Raw genomic sequence first — 22,072 nt, forward strand, 5'->3', positions numbered from 1 at the left:
AATATATCGTTTGTCTGTTTTCATAATTTTGATCACAAACCCTATTTTCAGCAAAAAAAGCCACTCCATCCGGAGCAGCTCAGTGATAACAAAGTTATCTTAACATCGTAAAAACTTATTCTTTAAACAGATCCTTCATCATTTCATCAAGAATCTTTTTGGTTTCTTCTTCGATCATATTTCCGGACTTTTCAACCATCTTTTCTCTGAAAGGTTCACAACATGCTTTTATTCCGAAGCCTTCATCTGTTTTAATCAATTCCGGATGCAGACCGTGTTCTTCACACGTTTCTGACTCAATTTCTTTTTTTATGTGGTCGTAATTCAGATCAAACATATTTTTATTTTGTTTCTTATAAGTGTTGGGTAAAGATAGACGTAATTGACATTTGCTGAAATCCGTATTTCTACGGTATTTGTATAAACAAAAAAACCGTCCCTTCCGGAACGGTTTTCATATCTTAAAAAGATTCAATTATTTTACTTTTACAAGCTCAACATCGAAAACCAACCAAGAGTTTGGTGGGATCACTCCTCCTGCACCTCTTTCTCCGTAAGCCATTGCCGGCGGGATCAATAATGTAGCAGTTTCACCTTCTTTCAATAACAGGATACCTTCATCCCATCCTTTGATTACTCTTCCCATTCCGATTGGAATTTCGATCGGCTCATTTCTCTTGAATGAAGAATCAAATTCAGTTCCGTCTACTAATTTACCTGCATAGTGTACAGATACGTTGTCACCAGCTTTTGGAGCTTTACCGTCAGCTGTTTTTGTGATTTTATAGTAAAGACCTGATTCAGTTTTTTGCATACCAGCTTTTAAGTTTTCAACTAATTTCTCCTGGTTAGCTTTGAATTCTTCTTCTCTTTTCTTCTTTTCAGCTTCTTCTTTGGCTAAAAAAGCCTTATTGTTTTCTGCGATTTTAGCTTTTCCTTCAGTGAAAGTTTTAGCTGCATCGTAGTGTTTGTACTCGTCACCTTTACTGAAAACAGAAACTTTTTCTAAAACGATATCTGTTTTAGGCTTATCCTGAGCTCCTTTTTCAACGTTAGCAATAGCATCAATCACATCGTTACCTTTTACTACTTTTCCGAAGATGGTGTGTTTTCCGTCTAACCAAGGAGTAGCAACTTCAGTGATGAAGAACTGAGAACCGTTTGTATTAGGTCCCGAATTTGCCATAGAAAGAATACCTTTTCCTGTATGTTTAAGGTCGTTTCTTTCGTCCTCGAACTTATATCCCGGATCACCAGCTCCAGTACCTTTAGGGTCTCCCCCCTGGATCATGAAATCTTTGATCACTCTGTGGAAAATAGTTCCATCATAGTAAGGAACTCCTTTAGCCTTAGCTTTGTTGTCAATTTTCCCTTCTGCAAGACCGATAAAGTTGGCTACAGTTACTGGTGCTTTCTTGTCTTCAAATTTTACAATTAAGTTACCTTTTGTAGTTTGAAGATTGGCATAAAGTCCGTCATTAAGACCTTCGTAAATTTCTTTGTCTACGTTCATTTTTTTATAAATTGGGGTACAACTCATCAGCGAAATACTTGCCGCTGCCAGAATTATATTCTTGTTAAACAATTTCATGTATTATAGGGCTTTTAATTTTATGATTAATGGAATGTCGTTGTCTATTTTCTTTTCGTCTCCGTAAGTTCCGTAGGCCAAAGAAGACGGTACCAAAAGCGTTACTTCCTCTCCATCATGTATAAAACGCAAAGCGTTCTCCACAGCTCTCAGTTCATCAAAGTGCCCGAATTTGGCATCTCTTCTCTCAAAAGACTGGTCATAGATTTTAGTCTCGTCAAAATCATACAGATCATAAGAATAGGAAATCAAAGTTTCATCTTTTCTTCTTTCTCTCTGATCATAACCTTCCGCCGTTACCCAGTAATTAAGCTGCGTAGGATAATACTTCACAGACTGCCCACTGATCCAATCCTGAATCTGGCCTCTTTCTATGACGTTAAGATTTTTCATCCTGTTTTTAGAAACATCCAGATCTTTTTGGCTTAAAACACCACCTACAGGAGGATGGGCCGTCTGTGCATTTCTGTTGCAGCTCAACAGGCTTATGACTGATATGAAGAGTATTTTTTTCATAAACTTTTGCGAAAATACACATTTCGCGAATCAATTACAAAACTTGACCCGGAAATATGTGAATGTAAGAATGTATCAATCTGCCAATACAACAGAACAACTGAATGAATCCTGTCATTAAAAGTCATTTTTACATTTTTACATGAATACATAAATACAAAAAAAGCCGGGAAAAACCCCGACTTTTATATAGTTTTATTTAAAAAAATATTAAACTGTTTCCAAAGCGTGATCTACCACAACTCTCCATCCGAAAGGATCTTCAGAAAGATTGTTTTGCAGATCTACCAGATCTTTCTTCAGAATAGCAGCAAAGCTTTCTTCATCAGATAACCTTGGAAGTTCAAGCTTTTCACCTTCATATCCTAAAGCCTGGAACTGAGTAGTTACCACTGCCGTACCTACTCCCCATACTTCTTTAAGAGAACCGTTCTTCAAAGCTTCAATCACTGTTTTCACAGGAATTGGCTCTACTTTTACTTCGATTCCTCTTTTCTTAGCTAACTGAATGAAGCTGTCTCTTGTTACTCCATCAAGAATTTTCTCAGAAGTTGGAGGTGTATAAATAGTATCATTGATTCTTACAAATACATTCATTGTACCACTCTCTTCAAAATATTCGTGAGTAGCATCATCTGTCCAGATGATTTGCTCGTAACCTTCTTCTATTGCCAATTGAGTAGGATAGAAAGAAGCAGCATAGTTACCTGCAGCTTTTGCAGAACCTACTCCTCCGTTTGCCGCTCTTGAGTAGTGATCAGAGATTTTTACAGATACCGGCTCAGAATAGTAGCTCTTTGCTGGTGTTGCAACAATGGCAAACATATATTTATTGGATACTCTTGCTTTCAAAGCTTCCTCCGTAGCAAAAATCAGTGGTCTGATATAAAGAGACATTCCTTCCCCCTGTGGAATCCACTCTCTATCCATATCTACCAACGCTTTTAATCCGTCTAAAAACATTTCTTCAGTTACCTCAGGCATAGCAAGACGTTTTGCCGACTTATTGATACGTTCAAAATTCTTTTCAGGCCTGAAAAGGAAAACCTGCCCGTCTTTATCTTTATAGGCTTTCATACCTTCAAAACAAGCTTGTCCATAGTTTACTCCCATCATGGCAGGGGTAAATGGAATCGGACCGTAAGGAACTAATTTTACATCACCCCATTTCCCATTTTCATACTCACATATAATCATATGATCTATGAAAGTACCACCAAATGAAAAATCGTTAGGGTCAAATGTAGAAATTCTGGAGTTTTCAGTTTTTTGAATTATCATTTTTTAAAATTTTTACGATGTTCTACAAATTTAACATAATTTTCTAAATATAAAAATTTTAGAGTAAATTTGACAAAAAAATAGCTTGAAAAGAGAAATTAAGACCACAAACGACGGCAGTAAAACATTGTTTATCAATGAATTAAATGAAAACTACCATTCTCATCACGGAGCACTTCAGGAAGCTGAACATGTGTTTATTAAAAACGGACTAAATTTGATAAATGATTGCGAAATTAATATTTTAGAACTCGGTTTTGGAACAGGTTTGAATGTTTTAGTAACAATTAATGAATATTTAAAAACTGACAAAAATCATGTCATCAATTATTTTTCGCTTGAAAAATATCCCATAAATGAATCCGAAGTTAAGGATTTGGCTTACTTTGAACATTTTGACAACCCTGAGTTTAAAAATATTTATCAGAAAATTCATCTGGCAGATTGGGAGAAGTCAGTAGAAATTATTAGTGGATTCCACTTAAAAAAGATAGAATGTGATTTTTTTGACCTAAAAGACATCGATTTGCCTAAAATCAATCTTGTTTATTTCGATTGTTTTGGTGCCAGAGTGCAGCCTGATCTTTGGGAAAAACCATTATTTGAACTGGTTTCTGACAAAATGGCCATTAACGGATTATTAACCACCTACTCTTCTAAAGGCAGCGTAAGAAGAATTCTTCAGGAACTGAATTTCCAGGTTGAAAAAAAGCAGGGGCCTCCGGGAAAGAGAGAGATGATCAATGCAATTAAATTGTAAAATGGAAGCCTGGATAAAGGTAGATGAATTCGGAAATTTTTAAAACTTCCAGCTTCGCGCTTCCATCATCCGGCTATTTTTTCCAACAAAAATCCTTACATTAGCTATACAAATTATTATACATTATATATATGATAGATAAGATCAACATTAGAGTGTATGCGTGTGCAGTAAAAGATAAACAAGTTCTGACTTTATTTGAAGAATATGCCGGCGAACCTTTAATGAAATTTCCGGGTGGCGGATTGGAATATGGTGAAGGAGTACTGGAATGCCTGCATCGTGAGTTTGATGAAGAGCTGAATGTAAAGATCAATGTCCTGGAACATTTTTATACCCAGGAAAACTTCCTGGTTTCCCGCTTCAAAGAAAACGAACAGCTTCTTACCATATATTATATAGTAGATATAGTGAATGAAGAAGATTTTATTATCCTGGATCCCTGCATCGAAAAAACAGAGTGGATTGACATAGACAGACCAGACAACCCTTTCCCTCTTCCGATAGACAAGATTGTATTTGATAAATTAAAAGAAAAATTCCTGTAAGTATTCTTACAGGAATTTATATTATTTCTTGACTTTAAAATCATTCGCTCCCGGATAAGGCTGCAGATACCCTGAATTCCAATTGGACTGAAGCAGTGACTCTACAAATTCATCAGTTCTGTTGTTATGTGGATCGTAGTGGTCTTTCAGATCAATATCGGCCATTTTTCCTTTTACATTCCACCAGAAAGCGCTCCATCCACCTCTCAGTTCTTTGATGATTTCATAGACGTTTTTTCCGGTAGCTCTGTTCATCAGCTTTGCAAAAACCTGCCCTTCGGTAGTGGTAAGATCTCTCAGTTGTTTTTCATACTGATCTGCCAGCATATTCTGTCGTTCTCTTACAAATTTTCTTTTAGCCTTACTATCCATATCATTCATATCTTTCTGGATATCTCTATACTGTTGTAGTGCAGTAACAAATAGCGGATACACTCTGTACAGTTTTTTATTAAGGAAATAATAGTAATTTTTATCTAACTGATTATTAAATCTTGGTTTATTAACCAAAACCAATTCATCTAATACAACTACAGGCTCGCCGTTGATTTCATAAATCTTGACTTTTTGCTGCTCGTCATAATAATATTTATTACCAAATTCATCCGTTTTCAAGGATTCAGCTGGATATTGATTGAGTGGTTTTGCCACTACGCCATCCTTTTGGCCAAAAACACTGACTCCAAAAAAGAAAATAAAAAGGCAGATAATCTTACTAAAATTCATTATTTTTACACTTATAACAACAAAAATTAAACGCAAAAATCATTCCTTTTTATGAAATTTGAAAAGAAATCTTTGAAATTTTTAGAGAAATATTTAAATACATCATCACCAACAGGTTATGAACATAAAGGGCAAGAAGTCTGGATGGACTATATCAGACCCTATGTTGACAAAATAGAAGTAGACCATTATGGAACCTGTTATGGAATCATTAATCCGGAAGCTGAATTTAAAGTAGTGATTGAGGCACATGCTGATGAAATTTCATGGTACGTTAATTATATTACGGATGACGGGTTAATCTATGTCATTAGAAACGGAGGTTCTGATCAAACAATAGCCCCTTCAAAAGTGGTTCATATTCATGGAGAAAACGGGATCGTAAAAGGAGTATTCGGATGGCCGGCTATTCATACAAGAACGAATCAGAATGAGCCCACTCCCAAAATTGAAAACATCTTCATCGACTGTGGTGCTACTTCCAAAAAAGAAGTGGAAGAAATGGGAATCTTCGTAGGATGCATGATTACTTATCCGGATGAGTTCTTTGAAATGAACGACAGATATTTTGTATGCAGAGCACTGGACAACAGGATCGGAGGCTTCATGATTGCTGAAGTAGCAAGACTTTTAAAAGAAAATAAAAAATCTATTCCATTCGGGCTTTATATTACTAATTCTGTACAGGAAGAAGTAGGTTTATACGGTGCAGATATGATTGCTGATACTATTAAACCCAATATTGCCATTGTAACTGATGTTACCCACGATACCACCACTCCAATGATTGAAAAGAAGAAAGAAGGAGATCAGAAATGTGGCGCAGGACCGGTAGTATTTTTTGCTCCAAGTGTTCATCATACGATCAGAGAATTGATTATTGATACTGCAAAAACCAAAAAAATTCCTTTCCAAAGAGCCGCAGCAAGCAGAGCTACAGGAACTGATACTGACGCTTTTGCCCATTCCAACGGCGGAGTACCAAGTGCTTTAATTTCATTACCTTTGCGTTATATGCATACTACGGTAGAAATGGTATCTAAGGAAGATGTGGCTAATGTTATTAAACTTATCTATGAAACGGTTCTTAAGATCAAACCAGAAATGAAACTGAAGTATCATTAATTAAAATGAAAAATGTCTTTTATCATCTCATTAAGAAACCTACTTTCATCTCTATAGTATTCATTATACTTGCAGGACTTGGAATCCATTTAATTGTATATCAATTATTTACATTCGATTCCAGTGAAAGTTTAGGAATTATGATCGAAGTCATTTTCCTGATGATTTTATTTGGACTCCTTGTGATTGACAGGTTTTTACTGATAAATATCAACAATAAAAAGTTATCTGTCATAGAAGTGATTTTAATAACAGGATATCTCACCTATTATTATTTTACCCATGACCGTTCATTTTCAATAGGATAATAAAGTAAAAGTATAAAAAGTAAAAATGAAAACGAAGCTTATTGCTCCATCCCTTTTATCTGCAGACTTTGGGAATCTGCAAAGAGATATTGAAATGCTGAACAATTCTCAGGCCGACTGGTTCCACATTGATGTGATGGACGGCAGATTTGTACCTAACATTTCATTTGGTTTTCCGGTGATGAAAACTGTTCAGCAACATGCCAAAAAATTTGTAGATGTTCACCTGATGATTGTGGAGCCTGAGAAATATGTTGATGAGTTCATCAACCATGGTGCAGACCTTATTTCCGTTCATTACGAAGCATGTACACATCTTCACAGAACCATTCATCACATTCAGAGTAAAGGAGTAAAAGCGGGTGTCGTTTTAAACCCTTCCACTCCTGTATTAATGCTTGAGGACATCATTGCAGATGTGGATCTGGTATTGTTAATGAGTGTAAACCCAGGATTTGGAGGACAGAAATTCATTGAGAATACTTACAAAAAAATTGCTGAAACCAAAGATCTGATCTTAAGCAATAACTCTACAGCACTGATTGAAATAGACGGTGGTGTGAATCTTGACAACGCTTCTAAGCTTTTTGAAGCCGGAGCTGATGTACTTGTTGCAGGAAATGCTGTTTTCTCAGCGGAAAGCCCTGAGAGAACAATTGAGCTTCTAAAGATTTAATCATTATCTTAATCATAAAAACAAAAGGCAGCCAATGGCTGCCTTTTCTCTTGTTTGAAATGAAGTCTTCTTGGTTATAAATTTTTTTTCAACATTTTGAAAATGTTAAAGATCTGTTTTGTCTTGCTAACATTACAAAGATCTGAATAAAAGCATACCTATACATCCGTAGAAATACTGAATCTACCATTAAGTATTTTTACTTATTCTGGTTCTTTTTACACTTCTCTGTTCCAAATACAGGCACAGACCACAAAAATGATGGAAATCACAGAAAAGACAGTTCTTATATTATTCAGAAAATTCCATCTGTTTTCAAAATTATCGCGCATCTGCCTGATCGCTTCTGTTGTAGAACCGGAAATATCAAACTTATCCAGCGCATCATTCATTGGAACATTCCCGGCAACCGTGACTCCAAAAACTCCAATCAAATAGGCCAGTGCTGCCAGCAGAAGAAAAATAAAAACGGGTTGTTGTCCCCGAAACAAAAAAGCAGATAGCGGAAGGAGAATCGCTGTTCCCATAAAGCTCATGAAGAAAACGGGGTTCAGAATTTCCCGGTTGATATTCTGCATGGCTTTCAGATATTCCACATCAGAGAGTTTTCCCAGCCCGAGAACTACCGAACATGAATAGGCATAGAAAAGTCCTCCTATCAGAGCAGTGAGGACAGCAGTAATGATCAATACTAATGTTGTCATTTTCATATATTTTGATTTTGGTTATCAGGATAGAATTAATAAGGATTCCACTTTTTAATGATATTCTGGGCCGTAAGAATCATTTCGGGATCCCAATTATCTGTTTTAAAATAATGGAAATCCTGATCTTTGATGACCGCTGTTCCCACATTGTCAAAAAGAAGCCTGGTAAGCCTCGACTGCTCTTCAAACAACGCCGGATCTTCAACAGGCTTTTTTGAAAATTGTATTTCCTGTTTGCTCCAGCTGCTCTTCTCTCTTTCTTTCCCACCTGAAGCTTCGATCATTGTCTTAACTTTATTGAAATCATTCAGGAAGTTTTCTTTATCCTCTTCTGTTTTCAGCGTATGTCCAAGTCTTTCAATAATAATATATTCCAGATTCTGACACTGTTCCAACACAGAGGGCAAAACAGAAAAGATTGTTTCAGGAATAACATCATCATGAGTGTCTCTTCTCACCTGCTTTTTTCCATACACACTCTCCTGCCAACTCCCTCCGGAAAGATGAATCTCTTTTACCTTATCTAAAGGGTAAAGATCAATTATCTCCTGCATTTCTACTTCAAAATTGCAGGATTGACAGTAAATATTATGAAGATCGAGAATCAGAAAACCATTGGTATCTTCTGTCAGTTTATCAAGAAAAACACCTTGTTCTTTAACATCATCTATGGAAAATGAAAAGGCTAAATTTTCTATACCAACAGGAATATCCACAGCTTCCTGAAGCCTGTACAGTCTGTCTTTTCCTATTTGTAACGTTTTGAGATGCAGAGATACCGGTAATGGTACTCCCTGGTGAAAGTTTTCAGTATTCATGAAACCGAAATGTTCCGTGATATGATTGTATTTCCTCAGACTGACTTCTTCTTTTAGCTTTTGCAGCCATTTCCCCTGCCTTTCTGTCCATCTTGCGTCAAACAGGGAATAATAAACGCCATGTCCTATCAAACGGTTATTTTCAGCATAAAAGTTCAGCAGATCACGAAGCCAATCCGGTTCATTGGTATGATAAAGGGTATCAAAAGACCATTCCAGAACATCAATAGCGTTGTTCTGCAGCAATGGCAAAACAGCAGAAACAAAATCAGCTTCTGCCATCATTGATATTCCTAATAGCGGTTTTTTCATTTTTTATCCCATTCCACAGGCCGGGCAGCCATGACCACGAAGAACCAGCGTATCTTTTTTTACGATTGGCTTCGGAGTTCCCGGTTTTTTCTTTTCAACAGTGTCGGGCGCTGTTGCTCTCTTTACTTTTTTTATAGGCTTTTTAGATTTAGCTTCGGGTTTAGTGCTTTGTGCAGAGACTCCTACCGCTAATAAACTCGCCATTAATACTACTGGAATTTTCATAGTTGCTTTTTTTCAGATAAAATTTACAATAAACGTTCCATTTATAAAAATACAACAATAAGTACCATCTTAACATCATTTATAAATAAATATTACAAACTATTTTATGCTTTCATGTTTTCTTTATTTATATTTAATGGCAAAAAAAACTATATATGAAAAGCAGTCTGATTAAAGCTGTTTTCCTTGGGTTGGTATTATCTGCTTATAATATCAGCGCACAGGTTCAAACAGTTGACAACAGCAAGAAAATGGAATGGTTTAAAAATGCTAAACTGGGTATTTTTATTCATTGGGGAATCTACTCCGTGAATGGGATCTCCGAATCATGGTCATTTTTCAACAATTATATTAATCATGAAAATTACATGAAACAGCTGAATGGCTTTTCAGCTTCAAAATACCAGCCCGAACAATGGGTAAACCTGATTAAAGAATCCGGAGCAAAATATGCTGTTATCACAACCAAACACCATGACGGGGTTTCATTGTGGAACTCTAAGGCTGAAAATGCAACCACCATTCCCGGGCAGTCTTTGGCAAAAAAAGATGTTTTAAGTCCTTTTATTTCCGCTTTGAAAAAATCAGGATTAAAAACGGGGCTTTACTTCTCTCTGCCAGATTGGAGCCACCCCTATTATAACATCAATACCCGGACAAAAAAGCGATACGAAATAAAAGATGATCCGAAACGCTGGCAGAATTTTATCAGCTACTACCAAAGCCAGCTTAATGAACTTTCCTCTCAGTACTCCCCTGACCTTCTTTGGTTTGATGGAGACTGGGAGCATACTTCTGAAGAATGGAAAGCTTCTCAGGCTCTGGAACTACTCAAGAAATACAATTCCAATATCATCATCAATTCAAGGCTCAACAATCATGGGGATTACGACACTCCTGAACAGGGAATTCCGGTAGTTCCGCCACAAAATCCATACTGGGAGCTTTGTTATACCATGAATGATTCCTGGGGATATCAGCCTTATGATAAAAATTACAAAACACCTAATATGATTGTCAGGACTCTGGCAGATGTGATCAGTATGGGTGGAAATCTTCTGCTTGATATCGGCCCCAGAGCAGATGGTACAATTCCCGAGGAGCAGATTGAAATTCTGAAGAATCTTGGCCGCTGGACCTCCAAAAATCAGCGTGCCATTTATGAAACAACCCGTGGAATTCCTTTTGAAAATTACAGAGGAAAGTCTTCTTTATCCACCTCAAAAAAATCCTTATTCCTTTATCTGGAGGAAGCTAAAAACTTCACAAAGATTTATGGATTGGGAACAAAGCCTGCTTCAGTAAAAATTATTGGAGATCCTTCGGCTGTTATTAAAACAGATTACAATGCTGAAAAAACACTGACATTGAATTTTTCCAATGTAAAATTTGATAAAGATGTCACCGTTGCAGAGCTTACTTTTGATACTTCACCTGTATTTCTGAAAGATTTTAAGAAGGAAGATCATTCTCTCACTGAAATACTGAATAATAAAAATACGCAGGAAGCAGTCTATAATATAACCAATACATTATATAATGGTTATAATCTGCCAACTTCTTCAGGACTGACCAGTGATGGTCTCGATATGAAAATAAAGAAAACACCCAACACCAATAAGGAAGCATTGCAATGGATAAGTAAGCATGCAGAGGCTCTTTATGAAACGGAAAAAGGATTACCAGATGGTCATTATTCAGGAATGAGCGCATTGTCAAAAGATAAACAGACACTTTATCTTTTTGTGGAAGGAACACCTACAGGCCCCATTGCCTTAAAAGGAATAAAAAACGGAATTGCCAGAATAAGAGTGGTAGGCGAAGGTACTATGCTGTCACATACAATATACAATAAACTTTACTGGAGCGATAGACCGGGAATTATATACATTGATATTCCAAAGGAAAAGCTTGATAAGCAGATGACCGTTATTGCGGTGTTGCTTAATAAACCTCTTGAACTGTACAGAGAAAATGTAGGGGCAATTGAAAATAATCTTTAAATCTGATTAAAGATCACATTTATGAAAAACAAAATCCGGAGAAAATTCTCCGGATCTTTTATTTTGTAAGATGATTTTCTTAGAAAATCTCTCTTCCTGAAAAATGGAACTGAGCTTCGATTAATGCATTCTCGTCAGAATCTGAACCGTGAACCGCATTTTCTCCGATGCTTCTTGCAAACATTTTTCTGATTGTACCTTCTGCAGCTTCTGCAGGGTTAGTAGCACCGATTAATGTTCTGAAGTCTTCAACTGCATTATCTTTTTCTAAAACTGCAGCCACGATAGGACCAGAGCTCATGAATTCTACCAACTCACCATAAAATGGTCTTTCAGCGTGTACTTCATAGAATTTTTTTGCATCAGCAACTGTAAGCTGAGTTAATTTTAAAGCTTTGATTTTAAAACCTCCTTCAGCAATCTTACCCAATATAGCACCGATATGTCCGTCAGCAACTGCATCAGGCTTAATCATAGTGAATGTAATGTTAGACATAAATGTATATTTTTTTAATGGCGCAAAATTACAAAAAATATCTTTGATTTTTATTTTAATTTTTTTTTAACATAAAAATAACTTTTATTAAGAAATTATGAATCAATCTTTGGCACAGTAATTGTTTATTCTATTGCGATTCTCATGTTTAATTTGAGTTTTCATGGTTATTAGTTTTTACCCAGCTTCGGCTGGGTTTTTTTATTCCCAAAAAACAATACTGTTTTTTATCAATTCGGTAATTTTAAGCACTAAATAAAAGTATATTTAATAATATTATTGCTTTTATTTCAATTAATAAAATAATTGAATTTTCTAAAATATCATTTTTTCAATCAACTAAAATATGCCAAAAGTGGAGTTATCTGCCAAATTTGTCATGCCAAAAAGTAGAGTTATCTGAAAATAGATTTTTTTTCGTAAAAATTCAACATACCAAGTATTAAAAAAAAGACAATCAATTATAGCATTTAATTTATTCTTTAAATAAAAAATATTATAAAATATATTACTAAAATCAAAGGGATAAAATAGTAAAGATCTCTTTAAACCTTGACAAGGAGTGGTGACAGGTTCAGTAAAAGAAATTTTAAAACAAAAAAGAGACTATTTAATGATAGTCTCTCTGTATATTTTATTTCTGAGAAGCTTCTTCCGCCTCATCCATCAATTTGATGTAAGTGGCATAGCGCGAATGTTGTATTTCGCCTGTTTCAAGGGCATCAAGAACGGCGCACTTCGGTTCATTAATGTGAAGACAATTATGAAATTTACACTCTTCTCTCTTTTTGAAAATCTCAGGGAAATAATGCTGTACTTCTTCTTTTTCAATATCAATCATGGCAAATTCACGAACACCAGGGGTATCGATAACATTTCCGCCAAAATCCCAAAAGTGCATCTGTGCAAAAGTTGTTGTATGTTTTCCTTTCAGGTGGGTATCTGAAATTTCAGATGTTTTTAAATTCAATCCTGGCTGCAAAGCATTTACTAAAGTAGATTTCCCACAACCGGAGTGTCCGAAGAATACTGAGGTTTTATCTTTAAGGATTTCCTCCAGCTGCTCAAGATTCAGTCTCGAATAGGATGAAATTTCCAATGTGTTATAGCCAATTTCCTGGTAGAGAAACTCTATGTCTTTCACAATTTCTATTTCTTCCCCGTGGAGAACATCAATCTTATTAAAGAGAATCAATGGAGTAATATTATAGGCTTCACAGCATGCCAGAAACCTGTCAAGGAATCCTAAAGATGTTTCAGGATGTTTCAGAGTAAAGATAAAACACGCTAGATCAATATTGGAAGCAATAATATGGGCTTCTTTTGAAAGGTTTACTGATTTTCTGATCAGATAATTAGAACGCGGCTCAATTTTCGTGATCCATGCAATATCATCCTGTTCAAGCTGAAATTCAACAAAATCTCCTACAGCAAGTGGATTGGTAAGCCTTGTTTTTATTAGTTTGAATTTTCCCCTGATTCTGGCCTCGAAAATTTTATTTGTTTCCAATTCCAAAACCTGGTACCAACTGCCTGTAGATTTAATGATTTTTCCTTTCATAGATAATACTGGTGCAAATATACGCAATTAGGGCTTAGCATTCAGGAAATAGGTTAAAAACACATGTTTCTATTCTTCTAAATCCTGAGGTCTAAGCCCTAACAAATATTTTTTGCAGCAAACAGGTAATCGTTTTCAGGAATTAAATCAAATTCTGCTTATCCTGGGTCTTTATCCCTTTACCCGTTATCTGCAGTTTATCTCTTATCGATCATAATGCTATTCTGAACTTCAATAGACTCTTCGTGAATCGCCTTGAAAACTTTTTCAATAAATTCCTGAGACATTCCGGTTTCTTTTGCTTTCTGATTAGCGTATTCCGTGATTACTTTCCAACGTTCAGGCTGGAAGATCGCAATATCGTTCTCTTTTTTAAGTTTACCGATCTTTTCAGAAATTTTCATTCTTTGAGAAAGAAGTTCAATTAACTGGAAGTCAAGATCTGAGATTAAAGTTCTGTGTCTTCCCATCTCCCCTTCAAAACCTGCAAGATTAGAGCTTCTCACTTTCAGATTACCGATAAGATCTGCAAGAACTTCAGGTGTAATCTGCTGAGAAGCATCACTCCAGGCTTCATCAGGATTGCAGTGTGATTCAATGATAGCACCCTGGTATCCTACGTTAAGAGCTTCCTGTGTAATATCAGCCAGACCAGTTCTGTTTCCGCAGATGTGTGATGGGTCAATCAACATTGGAATATTTGGAAACTGGCTCTTGAAATCAAGGGCAATCTGCCAGTTTGGGTTGTTTCTGTATTTTGTTTTCTGGTATGTTGAAAATCCTCTGTGAATGACTCCCAGGTTTTTAATATCCTGACCCAAAAGTCTTTCCAACGCTCCAATCCATAATGCAAGATCCGGATTAACAGGGTTTTTCACGAATACAGGCTTATCTGTTCCTCTTAATGCCATTGCAATTTCCTGTACTGTAAATGGATTTACTGTAGAACGTGCTCCGATCCAAAGAACATCTACATCTGCTTCCAGAGCTGCAAATACATGGTGTGCGTTTGCTACCTCAGTAGCTGTTTTAAAACCGTACTCTTCTTTTACTTTTTTCAGCCAGTTCAGACCAATTACTCCTACTCCTTCAAAACCGTTTGGTTTGGTACGAGGTTTCCAGATTCCTGCACGGAAAACCGATACATTAGCATTAGATTCTTTAATTCTCCTGGCCGTTTCAAGCATCTGAGCTTCACTCTCTGCACTACATGGTCCCGCAATCATTAGAGGCTGTGTAAGCCCATCGATCCACTCATTTTTTAAATCATTTAAATTCATTATTCTAAATTTTATTGTTTTTTTATATAATTTTTTCAATAACAGCAATAGCCCTTTGGATTATAAAATTTAATTTATAATTCTTTTCAAAAAATGCCGTTCAAAATTGTTTAAAGGAATCAGGAAAATAATAGGGCTCTACTTCTCCTGTATTTTTTGGAAAGAAATTCAGTTAACAGTACCAATAAAATCGGTAATACGTTCTGAAATTTCTATAATAAGAAGCAGAAAAACTAAAATAACCGCTAAAAAAGTAATTAGCGGGTGCAAAAAAAGACAGATATGTGTTAGTCAGTTTTTCCATTTTCTTCTGGAAATGTCTTTGTTTTAGCGTTTCTGGTTGTAATTTGTTTTTGTCAAAAACTTATTTTCGACAGAAATATTTGACAAATATATAAAAATTATGTCAAATCAAACTTCATTAAATCATCAAGATCTTTCAAAAGTGGATTTTTTTCGATAAGTTTTTCAAACATTTTTCTTTTCGTCACCACCTCAATCTTCAGATTTTCAACGTCTCTGACATATTCTACCTCGATGATATGATTCTGAATTTTTCTTTTAAAATGATTAAAAAATTCTCCACTTATTTTATCAAATTCTACTTTTGCAGAATCTGAAGGGAACAAAACTTTGATTTTATTTTCCTCAGCTTTTTCCAGCTTAAAGGTTTTTACAGCATTAAAAACAAAGTTGTCTTTTACCTGAAGCTGTTTAAGCATAATTTTCCATTCCATCTGCAGGTCTGTATCTGTAAAATGGTTTTGCGGAAGGTTTTCAGTTTTTACAACAACATTTTCTGTTGTTTCCACTTTATCTTCTTTATTCAAAAATGAATTGATACTGAAACCTGAAGAGATTCCCGGCCTTGACAACGGCTTGGTTGTTTTTGTTACTGAAGCTTCCTGAACTGTCTGAGAAGCTGCAGGTTGTTGTTCTGCTTTAGCTTCTTTCTTTTCCGGAGCTTTTTCCGGCATCTTCACCTCCTGTTTCTCACTAAGAAACGGAGCTAGGATCAGGAACTTTTTTTTTTAGTATCGCCTAAATTAGCTGTCAGTGAAGCCAGCTGCATTAATGCAATTTCAACCGTAAGTCTTGGGTTTTTAGAATTCTTATAATTAATATCTGCGTGATTGCAGATTTCAATACCATCAATCAGCTGCTGGGCGGCCCACTTTTGTCCCTGTTCTATAAATTTGGATTTTGTCTTCTCTCCCACTTCAATGAGATCAATAGTAGAAGTATTCTGCGCCATCATCAGGTCTCTGAAATGATTTCCTAGTCCGGCAATGAAAATATGGGGATCAAATCCTTTTTTTACAATTTCATTGAATGCAAAAAGCACTTCAGGAATTTTATTTTCCTTAGCAAGATCTACAATATTGAGGTATTGATCGTAATCCAGAATATTCAATACTTCGGCTGCTTTTGCCAGTGTAATATTTTTCTGGGAGAATGTAGAAAGCCTGTCGAAGATAGAAAGCGCATCTCTTAGTGCACCGTCTGCTTTCTGAGCAATCAGGTATAATGCATCATCTTCGTACTGGATATTTTCTTTCTGGGCAATATTTCTCAGGTGGCTCTGGATATCTTCAATCGTAATCCTCTTGAAGTCATAGATCTGGCAACGGGATAAAATTGTTGGAATAATTTTATGTTTCTCCGTTGTTGCCAAAATAAAGATTGCATGAGCAGGTGGCTCTTCCAAAGTTTTAAGGAAAGCATTGAAAGCGGCAGAAGACAGCATATGAACCTCATCTATGATATATACTTTGTATTTACCAACCTGAGGAGCAAATCTTACCTGATCTATCAGTTCCCTGATATCATCTACAGAGTTATTGGATGCAGCATCCAGCTCATAGATATTATAAGCAAAGCCATCTTCTGAAACCGAGCCATCTTTCTCATTGATCTTTCTTGCAAGAATTCTGGCACAGGTAGTTTTACCCACACCACGAGGACCACAAAAAAGTAATGCCTGAGCTAATTGACTTTCTTCAATTGCATGTTCTAAAGTATCCGTAATATGGGATTGTCCTACAACCGTATCAAACTCCTGAGGACGATATTTTCTTGCAGATACTATAAAATTTTCCATTGGTCAAAAATAAGAAATATAGTTTTAATTTGAAAATTAAAAGTTTTCAAATATCAACAAAAAACATATTTCTGTTTAAATCGGAAAACTTTTAATCCCTATTTTTTCTTGCTGTATGCAAAGTCAATCAACTCAACGATAGCGCCTTCAATCTCTTTTCTGCCTTCTTCAGTTTTCAGGTCAATACCGCAGAACTTGTTTGCGTTATATCCTGTATAAAGGTTAAGATAGTAGGCTCCGGAAACAATCAAAGCCATAATTGCTCTGTGTCTTGTAGCTACTCCTTCACCAAAATAAGGATCTGAGATATTCCCGAATAAAACCTCTCCTACCTCTTCACGTTGTTCAACTAATTTCTTAAGAATAGGTTTACTTTCTGAAAGCTCCCATAGGATAATCTTCTGAAGTTCTTTATTCTTCTTCAGGTTTTCGAACTGGTTGAGTACAACCATTTTGGTAAGTTCGTGTCCACCGTCAGAGAAATCCATATCAACATCCTGGTTGACCTGGCTCCAGTAATCCTGAGATTTGATATATTCATCAATCAGCTTATCAGTACTTCCAAAGTACTCATAGATCAATTTTTTATCAAATCCGGCTACTGCGGCAATTTTACTTACTTTTAGTCCGGAGTATCCTTTTACTCTTAAAATTTTACCAACTGCAGCAAGCAGCTTTTGTTTTGTTTTTTCTTTGTCCCTAATGGGGCCCTGCACTACTTTTCTAGGCATAATTATTATTTTTTTGCAATATGCAATTTTTTATTAATATCATCAAACGCGTTAAGCGTTTTGTCGAGATGTTCTTTTTCGTGTCTTGCAGTTACACTCATCCTGATACGCGCATCTTTTCTTGGTACAGCCGGATAAAGAATCGGGTTGGTATAGATCCCTTTTTCTATTAGTAGTTTTCCGGCTTCTCCTGTTACATAGGGATCTCCTATTTTCACTGGAATTATTGCGGAACAGGTAACTCCGGTATCTAATCCAAGATCGTCAAGCCCTTTTTTGAAATAATTGATGTTGCTCCAGAGTTTTTCTCTCCAGATAGGTTCTTCGTCAATTAAATCAATGGCTTTAACAATTCCTGCGGATGATGGTGGAGCTGTTGCTGAGAAAATCTGCTGACGGGAATGGAATCTGATAAATGCTGCCAATTTTTTATCGGCGATGACATATCCACCAAGGTTTCCAAACGTTTTACTGAATGTTCCTGTGATAATGTCTACTTTATCCAATAATCCAGCCTGTTCCAAAGTACCTCTACCTGTTTCTCCTAGGATACCAACGCCATGTACGTCGTCTACCATTAGAAAGGCATTATACTTTTTCACAAGATTGTAGATCTCATTAATACGGGAAGTATCACCATCTTGGGAATACACTCCGTCCACAATAACGAGTTTCGTACGGTACAGATTTTCAGATACCTTCAAAATGTGTTCCAAAGATTCTAAATTATTGTGCGGAAATGTTTTTTTATTGGTAAAAGCGCATCCTTCGTGTACACTGGCATGTACTGCCATATCTAAAATAGCAAGATCTTCTTTCTGCATTAAGCACTGTAAACTAGCGCTATTAGCTGTATAGCCGGTAGTAAATACTACAGCTTCATCTTCTGTTCTTTTAAAAAAACTTGAAATTCTTTTTTCTAAGGCATTGTGGTAATCAAAATATCCACCAATGAGAGGAGTAGCTCCTGTGCCTGTTCCGTATTTTTCTATTCCTTCAATAGCAGCCTGTTTTACTTTCGGATGTTGTGTAAAACCTAAATAATCACTTGATACAAAACTAACAAATTCTCTGTTTTGGTCTGCAATATTTACATTCAGTATTGCATTGGTTCCTGAAGTATTCTTCAGTCTGTAATTCATGTGTCCATTAGACTTTACATAGTCTAAATATTCATAAAAAATTTCAGCCCTTTGAGCCATATCATTATCTGGTATATTCTCAAAGTCTTTAATAGTTGCTGTTGTGAAATTGATGCTCATCCTTAATCTTGTTTGTTGTGTGGTTTAAAAGAAACAAATATATAACTATTTAAAGGGCTTAAGCGCCTCTATTAAGATTAAATATTATTAAAGACACAATAATTTATTCTTATTATCTGGAAACCAAAGTATTTATATCTTTATCTATCTTTTTAACGTTTTCACCTATTGAATTAATTAGTTTTTTCTTACCTAAATTTAATAAAAAAATCAAACAATAAAGAAATATTAATATATAAATAATAAAAAAAATATGATTATATTTCACAAACGGCTCATTTATAAAAGATTATTTTCCCACTATTTTAACATTTTAATTCACTAAACAGCCTTTTAAAACAGATAATCTGAACGGCCAAATCCCTACTTAAAGACAAAACCCGCCATAAATCTCCTGCCACAGCAATATTAAACAAAAAAAGTAGTCAGATTAAGTTCTTTTTAGAATTTCTGAAATTTCCGGGAGTAAAGCCAGTCATTTTTTTGAAAAATTTTGAAAAATTGGATGGGTCGTATGTAAAAACACGAGCAATTTCTGCTATTGATTTATCGGAATTAATAAGCATCTCTTTGGCCTGTTCTATAATTTTTCCATCATAAAAATAACAGGGGTGTTCTCCGGTTTCTTTTTTTATGGTATCGGTGAGGTGTTTATGGGAAACAGCAAGCTTGCCGGCAATTTCGTTCAGTTCCATAAAATCCGGAATGGTTCCGGAAATAACATCCTGAATGTGTTTATCCAGAAAGGTAAAATATTGACGGGTAATTTCTTCACTTCTTTTCATCATGTATTTTTTTTGCTAATCTATATCCAAAGTATAAAATTAATCATAAGATACAAAATAACACGGTGAACTTTTCGGATATTGAAAGCTAAGCCATTAATAAAAACTATCTTTGAAAGCTTGTGTAGAATTTTTTACTTTTAGTTTTTCCAGAATATTCTGACGGTGTCTGCTAACAGTATTGATACTTATGAAAAGTATATCAGCAATTTCTTTGCTGGCATAGCCCTCTCCCACAAATTTCAAAACTTCCAATTCTCTTGGGCTCAGAATATTTTTATAATCGAGTTTATCCTTTACAATAACTTCTCCCTTTATTGTATTAATAATCATAAAATCCGGAACCATAGGTGGAGCCAGAGCAATATTATAAAGGCAAAGAGCCAGTCTCAATCTGCTATTGGACGGTGAATACACGTAAAACATACGGTGTTTAACCCAGCGGTAGTCTTCATTTTTATCTTTCATCCTGATTTTTGACACGACACTGTATTCTGTACGCTGCTCCATTTCCATAGTATCCAGTAATTTGAAAAAACGGAGTTCATGAATATATTTTTTAAGTCGGTCGTCCGGATGGATCTTTTTCAGCATCTCTTCTTCCCAAATGGAGTCTATTTCTGTCGGATTTTCTCCCATAGTCAATCCAAGCTCTCCAGCAGCTGCAGATTTATAAATATAGCTCTTATTCGCCTGCATATCACTCAATACGCATATCGCTCCCTCCATCTGAGAATACGCAAGTGCTCTTTGCTTATAGACTTCTATATCAAGCATGCATTTTTTGGAAGCGTTATCGAGCAATTTATCGCTGAGCTGTTCACGGATTTCCATAATGGTTATTTATCAGTATTGACGCGGATAAGGTTTAATAATACTTTTGCTAAAATAATAATTTACCCTTAGAATTTATCCAAAGAGAATGAAGAAATTGATTTTAGGATTTTGTGCCGTATTCCTGATGCAAAAGCTTTCTGCACAGAGTCTGGAAAAAATGACATGGTTCAATGAACCTGAAAAATGGGAAATCAAAAACAACAGCCTTTCAATGTTTGTAACGCCACAGAGTGATTACTGGAGAGTTTCACATTATGGATTTACAGTGGATGATGCTCCCTTTTATTACACCATTTATGGCGGGGAATTTGAGGCAAAAGTGAAAATCACAGGCAGTTACAAATCCAGGTTTGATCAGATGGGGCTTATGCTGAGAACTGACAAGGAGCATTATATCAAAGCCGGAGTGGAATTTGTAGACGGCAAATATAACCTCAGCACTGTGGTGACTCACAACAAAAGTGACTGGAGCGTCATAACACTAGAGAAAACACCTCCCGCAGTATGGATAAAGGCTGTGAGAAGGCTTGATGCTGTGGAAATATTTTATTCTTTTGATGATAAAAACTATATCATGATGCGGAATGCTCCTCTTCAGGATAATACTCCGGTAATGGTTGGCTTAATGGCCGCGTGCCCTGACGGACAGGGTTTCAATGCAGTTTTTGAGAACTTTAAAGTAAAGCATCTGCCGGATGAGCGCAGGCTGAAGTGGCTTGAAGCTCATAAATAACGATTGAATTACACTTCAATATACAATCAGTTTAATTCACCTCCCGTATTTATGGGAGGTTTTTGTATGTTTAAAAATGGAATTTTTGAAATCTGACAATAAAAAAGAGGCGTTACTTTTGATGCAGCCTCTTTTGTTTTTTTTGAGATAAAACCGTTTGTGTTCTTAGAATCATTATTTATACAATAAATCTTCTTTAATTGTTGTGAAAATATTTTTGCAAAAATATGAATATTCATAAGCTCTAACAAAGATATCATGTAGAATTAACCTCAGTTTTTTGTCAAACTTTTACTACAAAAAGCAATTCAATAAAACTAAAAAATATTTATCAGCAACTCTTAAAAAAATATAAAAGCATAAATATTTATTATTTGTAAAATCCTAAAACCAATCACAAGTTCGGTACAGCACTGAGATTTATAGAAGGAATTTAAAAATGAATACAGTGTAAATTTATCACTTATTATTGAAATATTATAGTATTTCAAAAAAATTTATGTACCCTATCGTCAGTAAACCGGGATAAAACTTGTGCAAAACAGATTTTAAGATACTGATTTATCGCCATAATTTCACTATTTTTACACAATCAAAAAATATAAAACACAAAAGACCAGAAAACTTCAATGATAAAAATTTATTTTCAATCGTTCCTGCCCATTAAAAAAACATTGACTTGTACAAACA

Annotated in this window: 24 protein-coding genes; 7 read left to right on the forward strand and 17 right to left on the reverse strand. The window is 35.5% G+C overall.

The window, feature by feature from the left end; all coding sequences use genetic code 11:
• Nucleotides 1–115: 115 nt before the first annotated feature.
• From SFA27_RS12885 to SFA27_RS12900, 4 genes are all read right to left on the reverse strand, one after another.
• A complete protein-coding gene (locus SFA27_RS12885; protein WP_047375370.1) occupies nucleotides 116–337 on the reverse strand; it encodes a hypothetical protein in 222 nt (73 codons plus the stop codon).
• Between the two features lie 138 nt (nucleotides 338–475).
• Nucleotides 476–1,513: a peptidylprolyl isomerase gene (locus tag SFA27_RS12890; RefSeq protein WP_407298170.1), complete on the reverse strand. Its 1,038-nt coding sequence runs from the start codon at nucleotides 1,511–1,513 to the stop codon at nucleotides 476–478.
• Nucleotides 1,514–1,594: 81 nt separating this feature from the next.
• Nucleotides 1,595–2,107, reverse strand: a complete 513-nt coding sequence (locus SFA27_RS12895; protein WP_047375374.1) for an FKBP-type peptidyl-prolyl cis-trans isomerase — start codon at nucleotides 2,105–2,107, stop codon at nucleotides 1,595–1,597.
• A gap of 210 nt (nucleotides 2,108–2,317) precedes the next feature.
• On the reverse strand, nucleotides 2,318–3,388 hold the full coding sequence (locus SFA27_RS12900) for a branched-chain amino acid aminotransferase (protein WP_047375375.1): 1,071 nt from the start codon (nucleotides 3,386–3,388) through the stop codon (nucleotides 2,318–2,320).
• Between the two features lie 85 nt (nucleotides 3,389–3,473).
• Here SFA27_RS12900 and mnmD point away from each other — a divergent pair, with 85 nt between their 5' ends.
• Both mnmD and SFA27_RS12910 read left to right on the forward strand, forming a co-directional pair.
• Nucleotides 3,474–4,148, forward strand: a complete 675-nt coding sequence (mnmD, locus tag SFA27_RS12905; protein ID WP_047375377.1) for a tRNA (5-methylaminomethyl-2-thiouridine)(34)-methyltransferase MnmD — start codon at nucleotides 3,474–3,476, stop codon at nucleotides 4,146–4,148.
• 131 nt (nucleotides 4,149–4,279) lie between these two features.
• A complete protein-coding gene (locus tag SFA27_RS12910; protein WP_079241390.1) occupies nucleotides 4,280–4,696 on the forward strand; it encodes an NUDIX domain-containing protein in 417 nt (138 codons plus the stop codon).
• A 21-nt stretch (nucleotides 4,697–4,717) separates the two neighbouring features.
• Here the strand turns inward: SFA27_RS12910 and SFA27_RS12915 are convergent, their stop codons facing one another.
• Entirely contained in the window at nucleotides 4,718–5,422 is a 705-nt protein-coding gene (locus SFA27_RS12915) for a DUF4294 domain-containing protein (RefSeq protein ID WP_047375381.1), read from the reverse strand.
• Nucleotides 5,423–5,473: 51 nt separating this feature from the next.
• On the opposite strand from SFA27_RS12915, the gene SFA27_RS12920 reads away from it, so the two are divergent.
• Genes SFA27_RS12920 through rpe form a run of 3 tightly spaced genes read left to right on the forward strand, consistent with a single transcriptional unit; the run spans nucleotide 5,474 to nucleotide 7,531 of the window.
• A complete protein-coding gene (locus SFA27_RS12920) occupies nucleotides 5,474–6,547 on the forward strand; it encodes a M42 family peptidase (protein ID WP_047375383.1) in 1,074 nt (357 codons plus the stop codon).
• A 5-nt stretch (nucleotides 6,548–6,552) separates the two neighbouring features.
• Complete coding sequence (locus tag SFA27_RS12925; RefSeq protein WP_407292518.1) at nucleotides 6,553–6,855, forward strand: hypothetical protein; 303 nt, start codon at nucleotides 6,553–6,555, stop codon at nucleotides 6,853–6,855.
• A gap of 25 nt (nucleotides 6,856–6,880) precedes the next feature.
• Nucleotides 6,881–7,531, forward strand: coding sequence for a ribulose-phosphate 3-epimerase (gene rpe / locus SFA27_RS12930; RefSeq protein ID WP_047375387.1), 651 nt, complete (start codon nucleotides 6,881–6,883; stop codon nucleotides 7,529–7,531).
• Between the two features lie 218 nt (nucleotides 7,532–7,749).
• Here the strand turns inward: rpe and SFA27_RS12935 are convergent, their stop codons facing one another.
• Genes SFA27_RS12935 through SFA27_RS12945 form a run of 3 tightly spaced genes read right to left on the reverse strand, consistent with a single transcriptional unit; the run spans nucleotide 7,750 to nucleotide 9,593 of the window.
• Nucleotides 7,750–8,235, reverse strand: coding sequence for a DUF1772 domain-containing protein (locus SFA27_RS12935; RefSeq protein ID WP_407292521.1), 486 nt, complete (start codon nucleotides 8,233–8,235; stop codon nucleotides 7,750–7,752).
• Nucleotides 8,236–8,270: 35 nt separating this feature from the next.
• Nucleotides 8,271–9,368 (reverse strand): DUF692 family multinuclear iron-containing protein, encoded by a 1,098-nt coding sequence (locus SFA27_RS12940; protein ID WP_407292524.1) that lies wholly within the window; start codon nucleotides 9,366–9,368, stop codon nucleotides 8,271–8,273.
• Nucleotides 9,369–9,371: 3 nt separating this feature from the next.
• Entirely contained in the window at nucleotides 9,372–9,593 is a 222-nt protein-coding gene (locus tag SFA27_RS12945) for a hypothetical protein (protein ID WP_047375393.1), read from the reverse strand.
• A gap of 155 nt (nucleotides 9,594–9,748) precedes the next feature.
• On the opposite strand from SFA27_RS12945, the gene SFA27_RS12950 reads away from it, so the two are divergent.
• Entirely contained in the window at nucleotides 9,749–11,596 is a 1,848-nt protein-coding gene (locus SFA27_RS12950) for an alpha-L-fucosidase (protein ID WP_407292527.1), read from the forward strand.
• 79 nt (nucleotides 11,597–11,675) lie between these two features.
• Here the strand turns inward: SFA27_RS12950 and SFA27_RS12955 are convergent, their stop codons facing one another.
• The 9 genes from SFA27_RS12955 to SFA27_RS12995 all read right to left on the reverse strand — a co-directional run bounded on the left by SFA27_RS12955 (nucleotide 11,676) and on the right by SFA27_RS12995 (nucleotide 20,646).
• Nucleotides 11,676–12,092: a nucleoside-diphosphate kinase gene (locus tag SFA27_RS12955; RefSeq protein ID WP_034687444.1), complete on the reverse strand. Its 417-nt coding sequence runs from the start codon at nucleotides 12,090–12,092 to the stop codon at nucleotides 11,676–11,678.
• Nucleotides 12,093–12,726: 634 nt separating this feature from the next.
• On the reverse strand, nucleotides 12,727–13,653 hold the full coding sequence (rsgA, locus tag SFA27_RS12960) for a ribosome small subunit-dependent GTPase A (protein WP_264518142.1): 927 nt from the start codon (nucleotides 13,651–13,653) through the stop codon (nucleotides 12,727–12,729).
• 197 nt (nucleotides 13,654–13,850) lie between these two features.
• On the reverse strand, nucleotides 13,851–14,933 hold the full coding sequence (locus SFA27_RS12965) for a chorismate mutase (protein ID WP_047384411.1): 1,083 nt from the start codon (nucleotides 14,931–14,933) through the stop codon (nucleotides 13,851–13,853).
• Between the two features lie 401 nt (nucleotides 14,934–15,334).
• Nucleotides 15,335–15,910, reverse strand: coding sequence for a hypothetical protein (locus tag SFA27_RS12970; RefSeq protein WP_264518143.1), 576 nt, complete (start codon nucleotides 15,908–15,910; stop codon nucleotides 15,335–15,337).
• Nucleotides 15,911–15,948: 38 nt separating this feature from the next.
• Nucleotides 15,949–17,034, reverse strand: coding sequence for a DNA polymerase III subunit gamma/tau (gene dnaX / locus SFA27_RS12975; protein WP_149831708.1), 1,086 nt, complete (start codon nucleotides 17,032–17,034; stop codon nucleotides 15,949–15,951).
• 98 nt (nucleotides 17,035–17,132) lie between these two features.
• Nucleotides 17,133–17,765, reverse strand: coding sequence for a TetR/AcrR family transcriptional regulator (locus tag SFA27_RS12980; protein WP_047375406.1), 633 nt, complete (start codon nucleotides 17,763–17,765; stop codon nucleotides 17,133–17,135).
• 5 nt (nucleotides 17,766–17,770) lie between these two features.
• Nucleotides 17,771–19,027 (reverse strand): aminotransferase class I/II-fold pyridoxal phosphate-dependent enzyme, encoded by a 1,257-nt coding sequence (locus SFA27_RS12985; RefSeq protein WP_047375408.1) that lies wholly within the window; start codon nucleotides 19,025–19,027, stop codon nucleotides 17,771–17,773.
• A 425-nt stretch (nucleotides 19,028–19,452) separates the two neighbouring features.
• Nucleotides 19,453–19,815 carry an AraC family transcriptional regulator gene (locus SFA27_RS12990; RefSeq protein WP_047375410.1) on the reverse strand — a complete coding sequence of 121 codons (363 nt, stop codon included), beginning with the start codon at nucleotides 19,813–19,815 and terminating at the stop codon, nucleotides 19,453–19,455.
• A gap of 93 nt (nucleotides 19,816–19,908) precedes the next feature.
• Nucleotides 19,909–20,646, reverse strand: a complete 738-nt coding sequence (locus SFA27_RS12995; protein ID WP_264518144.1) for a response regulator transcription factor — start codon at nucleotides 20,644–20,646, stop codon at nucleotides 19,909–19,911.
• An 88-nt stretch (nucleotides 20,647–20,734) separates the two neighbouring features.
• Here SFA27_RS12995 and SFA27_RS13000 point away from each other — a divergent pair, with 88 nt between their 5' ends.
• Nucleotides 20,735–21,382 (forward strand): DUF1349 domain-containing protein, encoded by a 648-nt coding sequence (locus SFA27_RS13000; RefSeq protein ID WP_264518145.1) that lies wholly within the window; start codon nucleotides 20,735–20,737, stop codon nucleotides 21,380–21,382.
• Nucleotides 21,383–22,072: the final 690 nt, after the last annotated feature.

Origin of the sequence: Chryseobacterium sp. HR92 (genome assembly GCF_045689405.1) — a bacterium.
Taxonomy (GTDB): Bacteria; Bacteroidota; Bacteroidia; order Flavobacteriales; family Weeksellaceae; genus Chryseobacterium; species Chryseobacterium viscerum_A.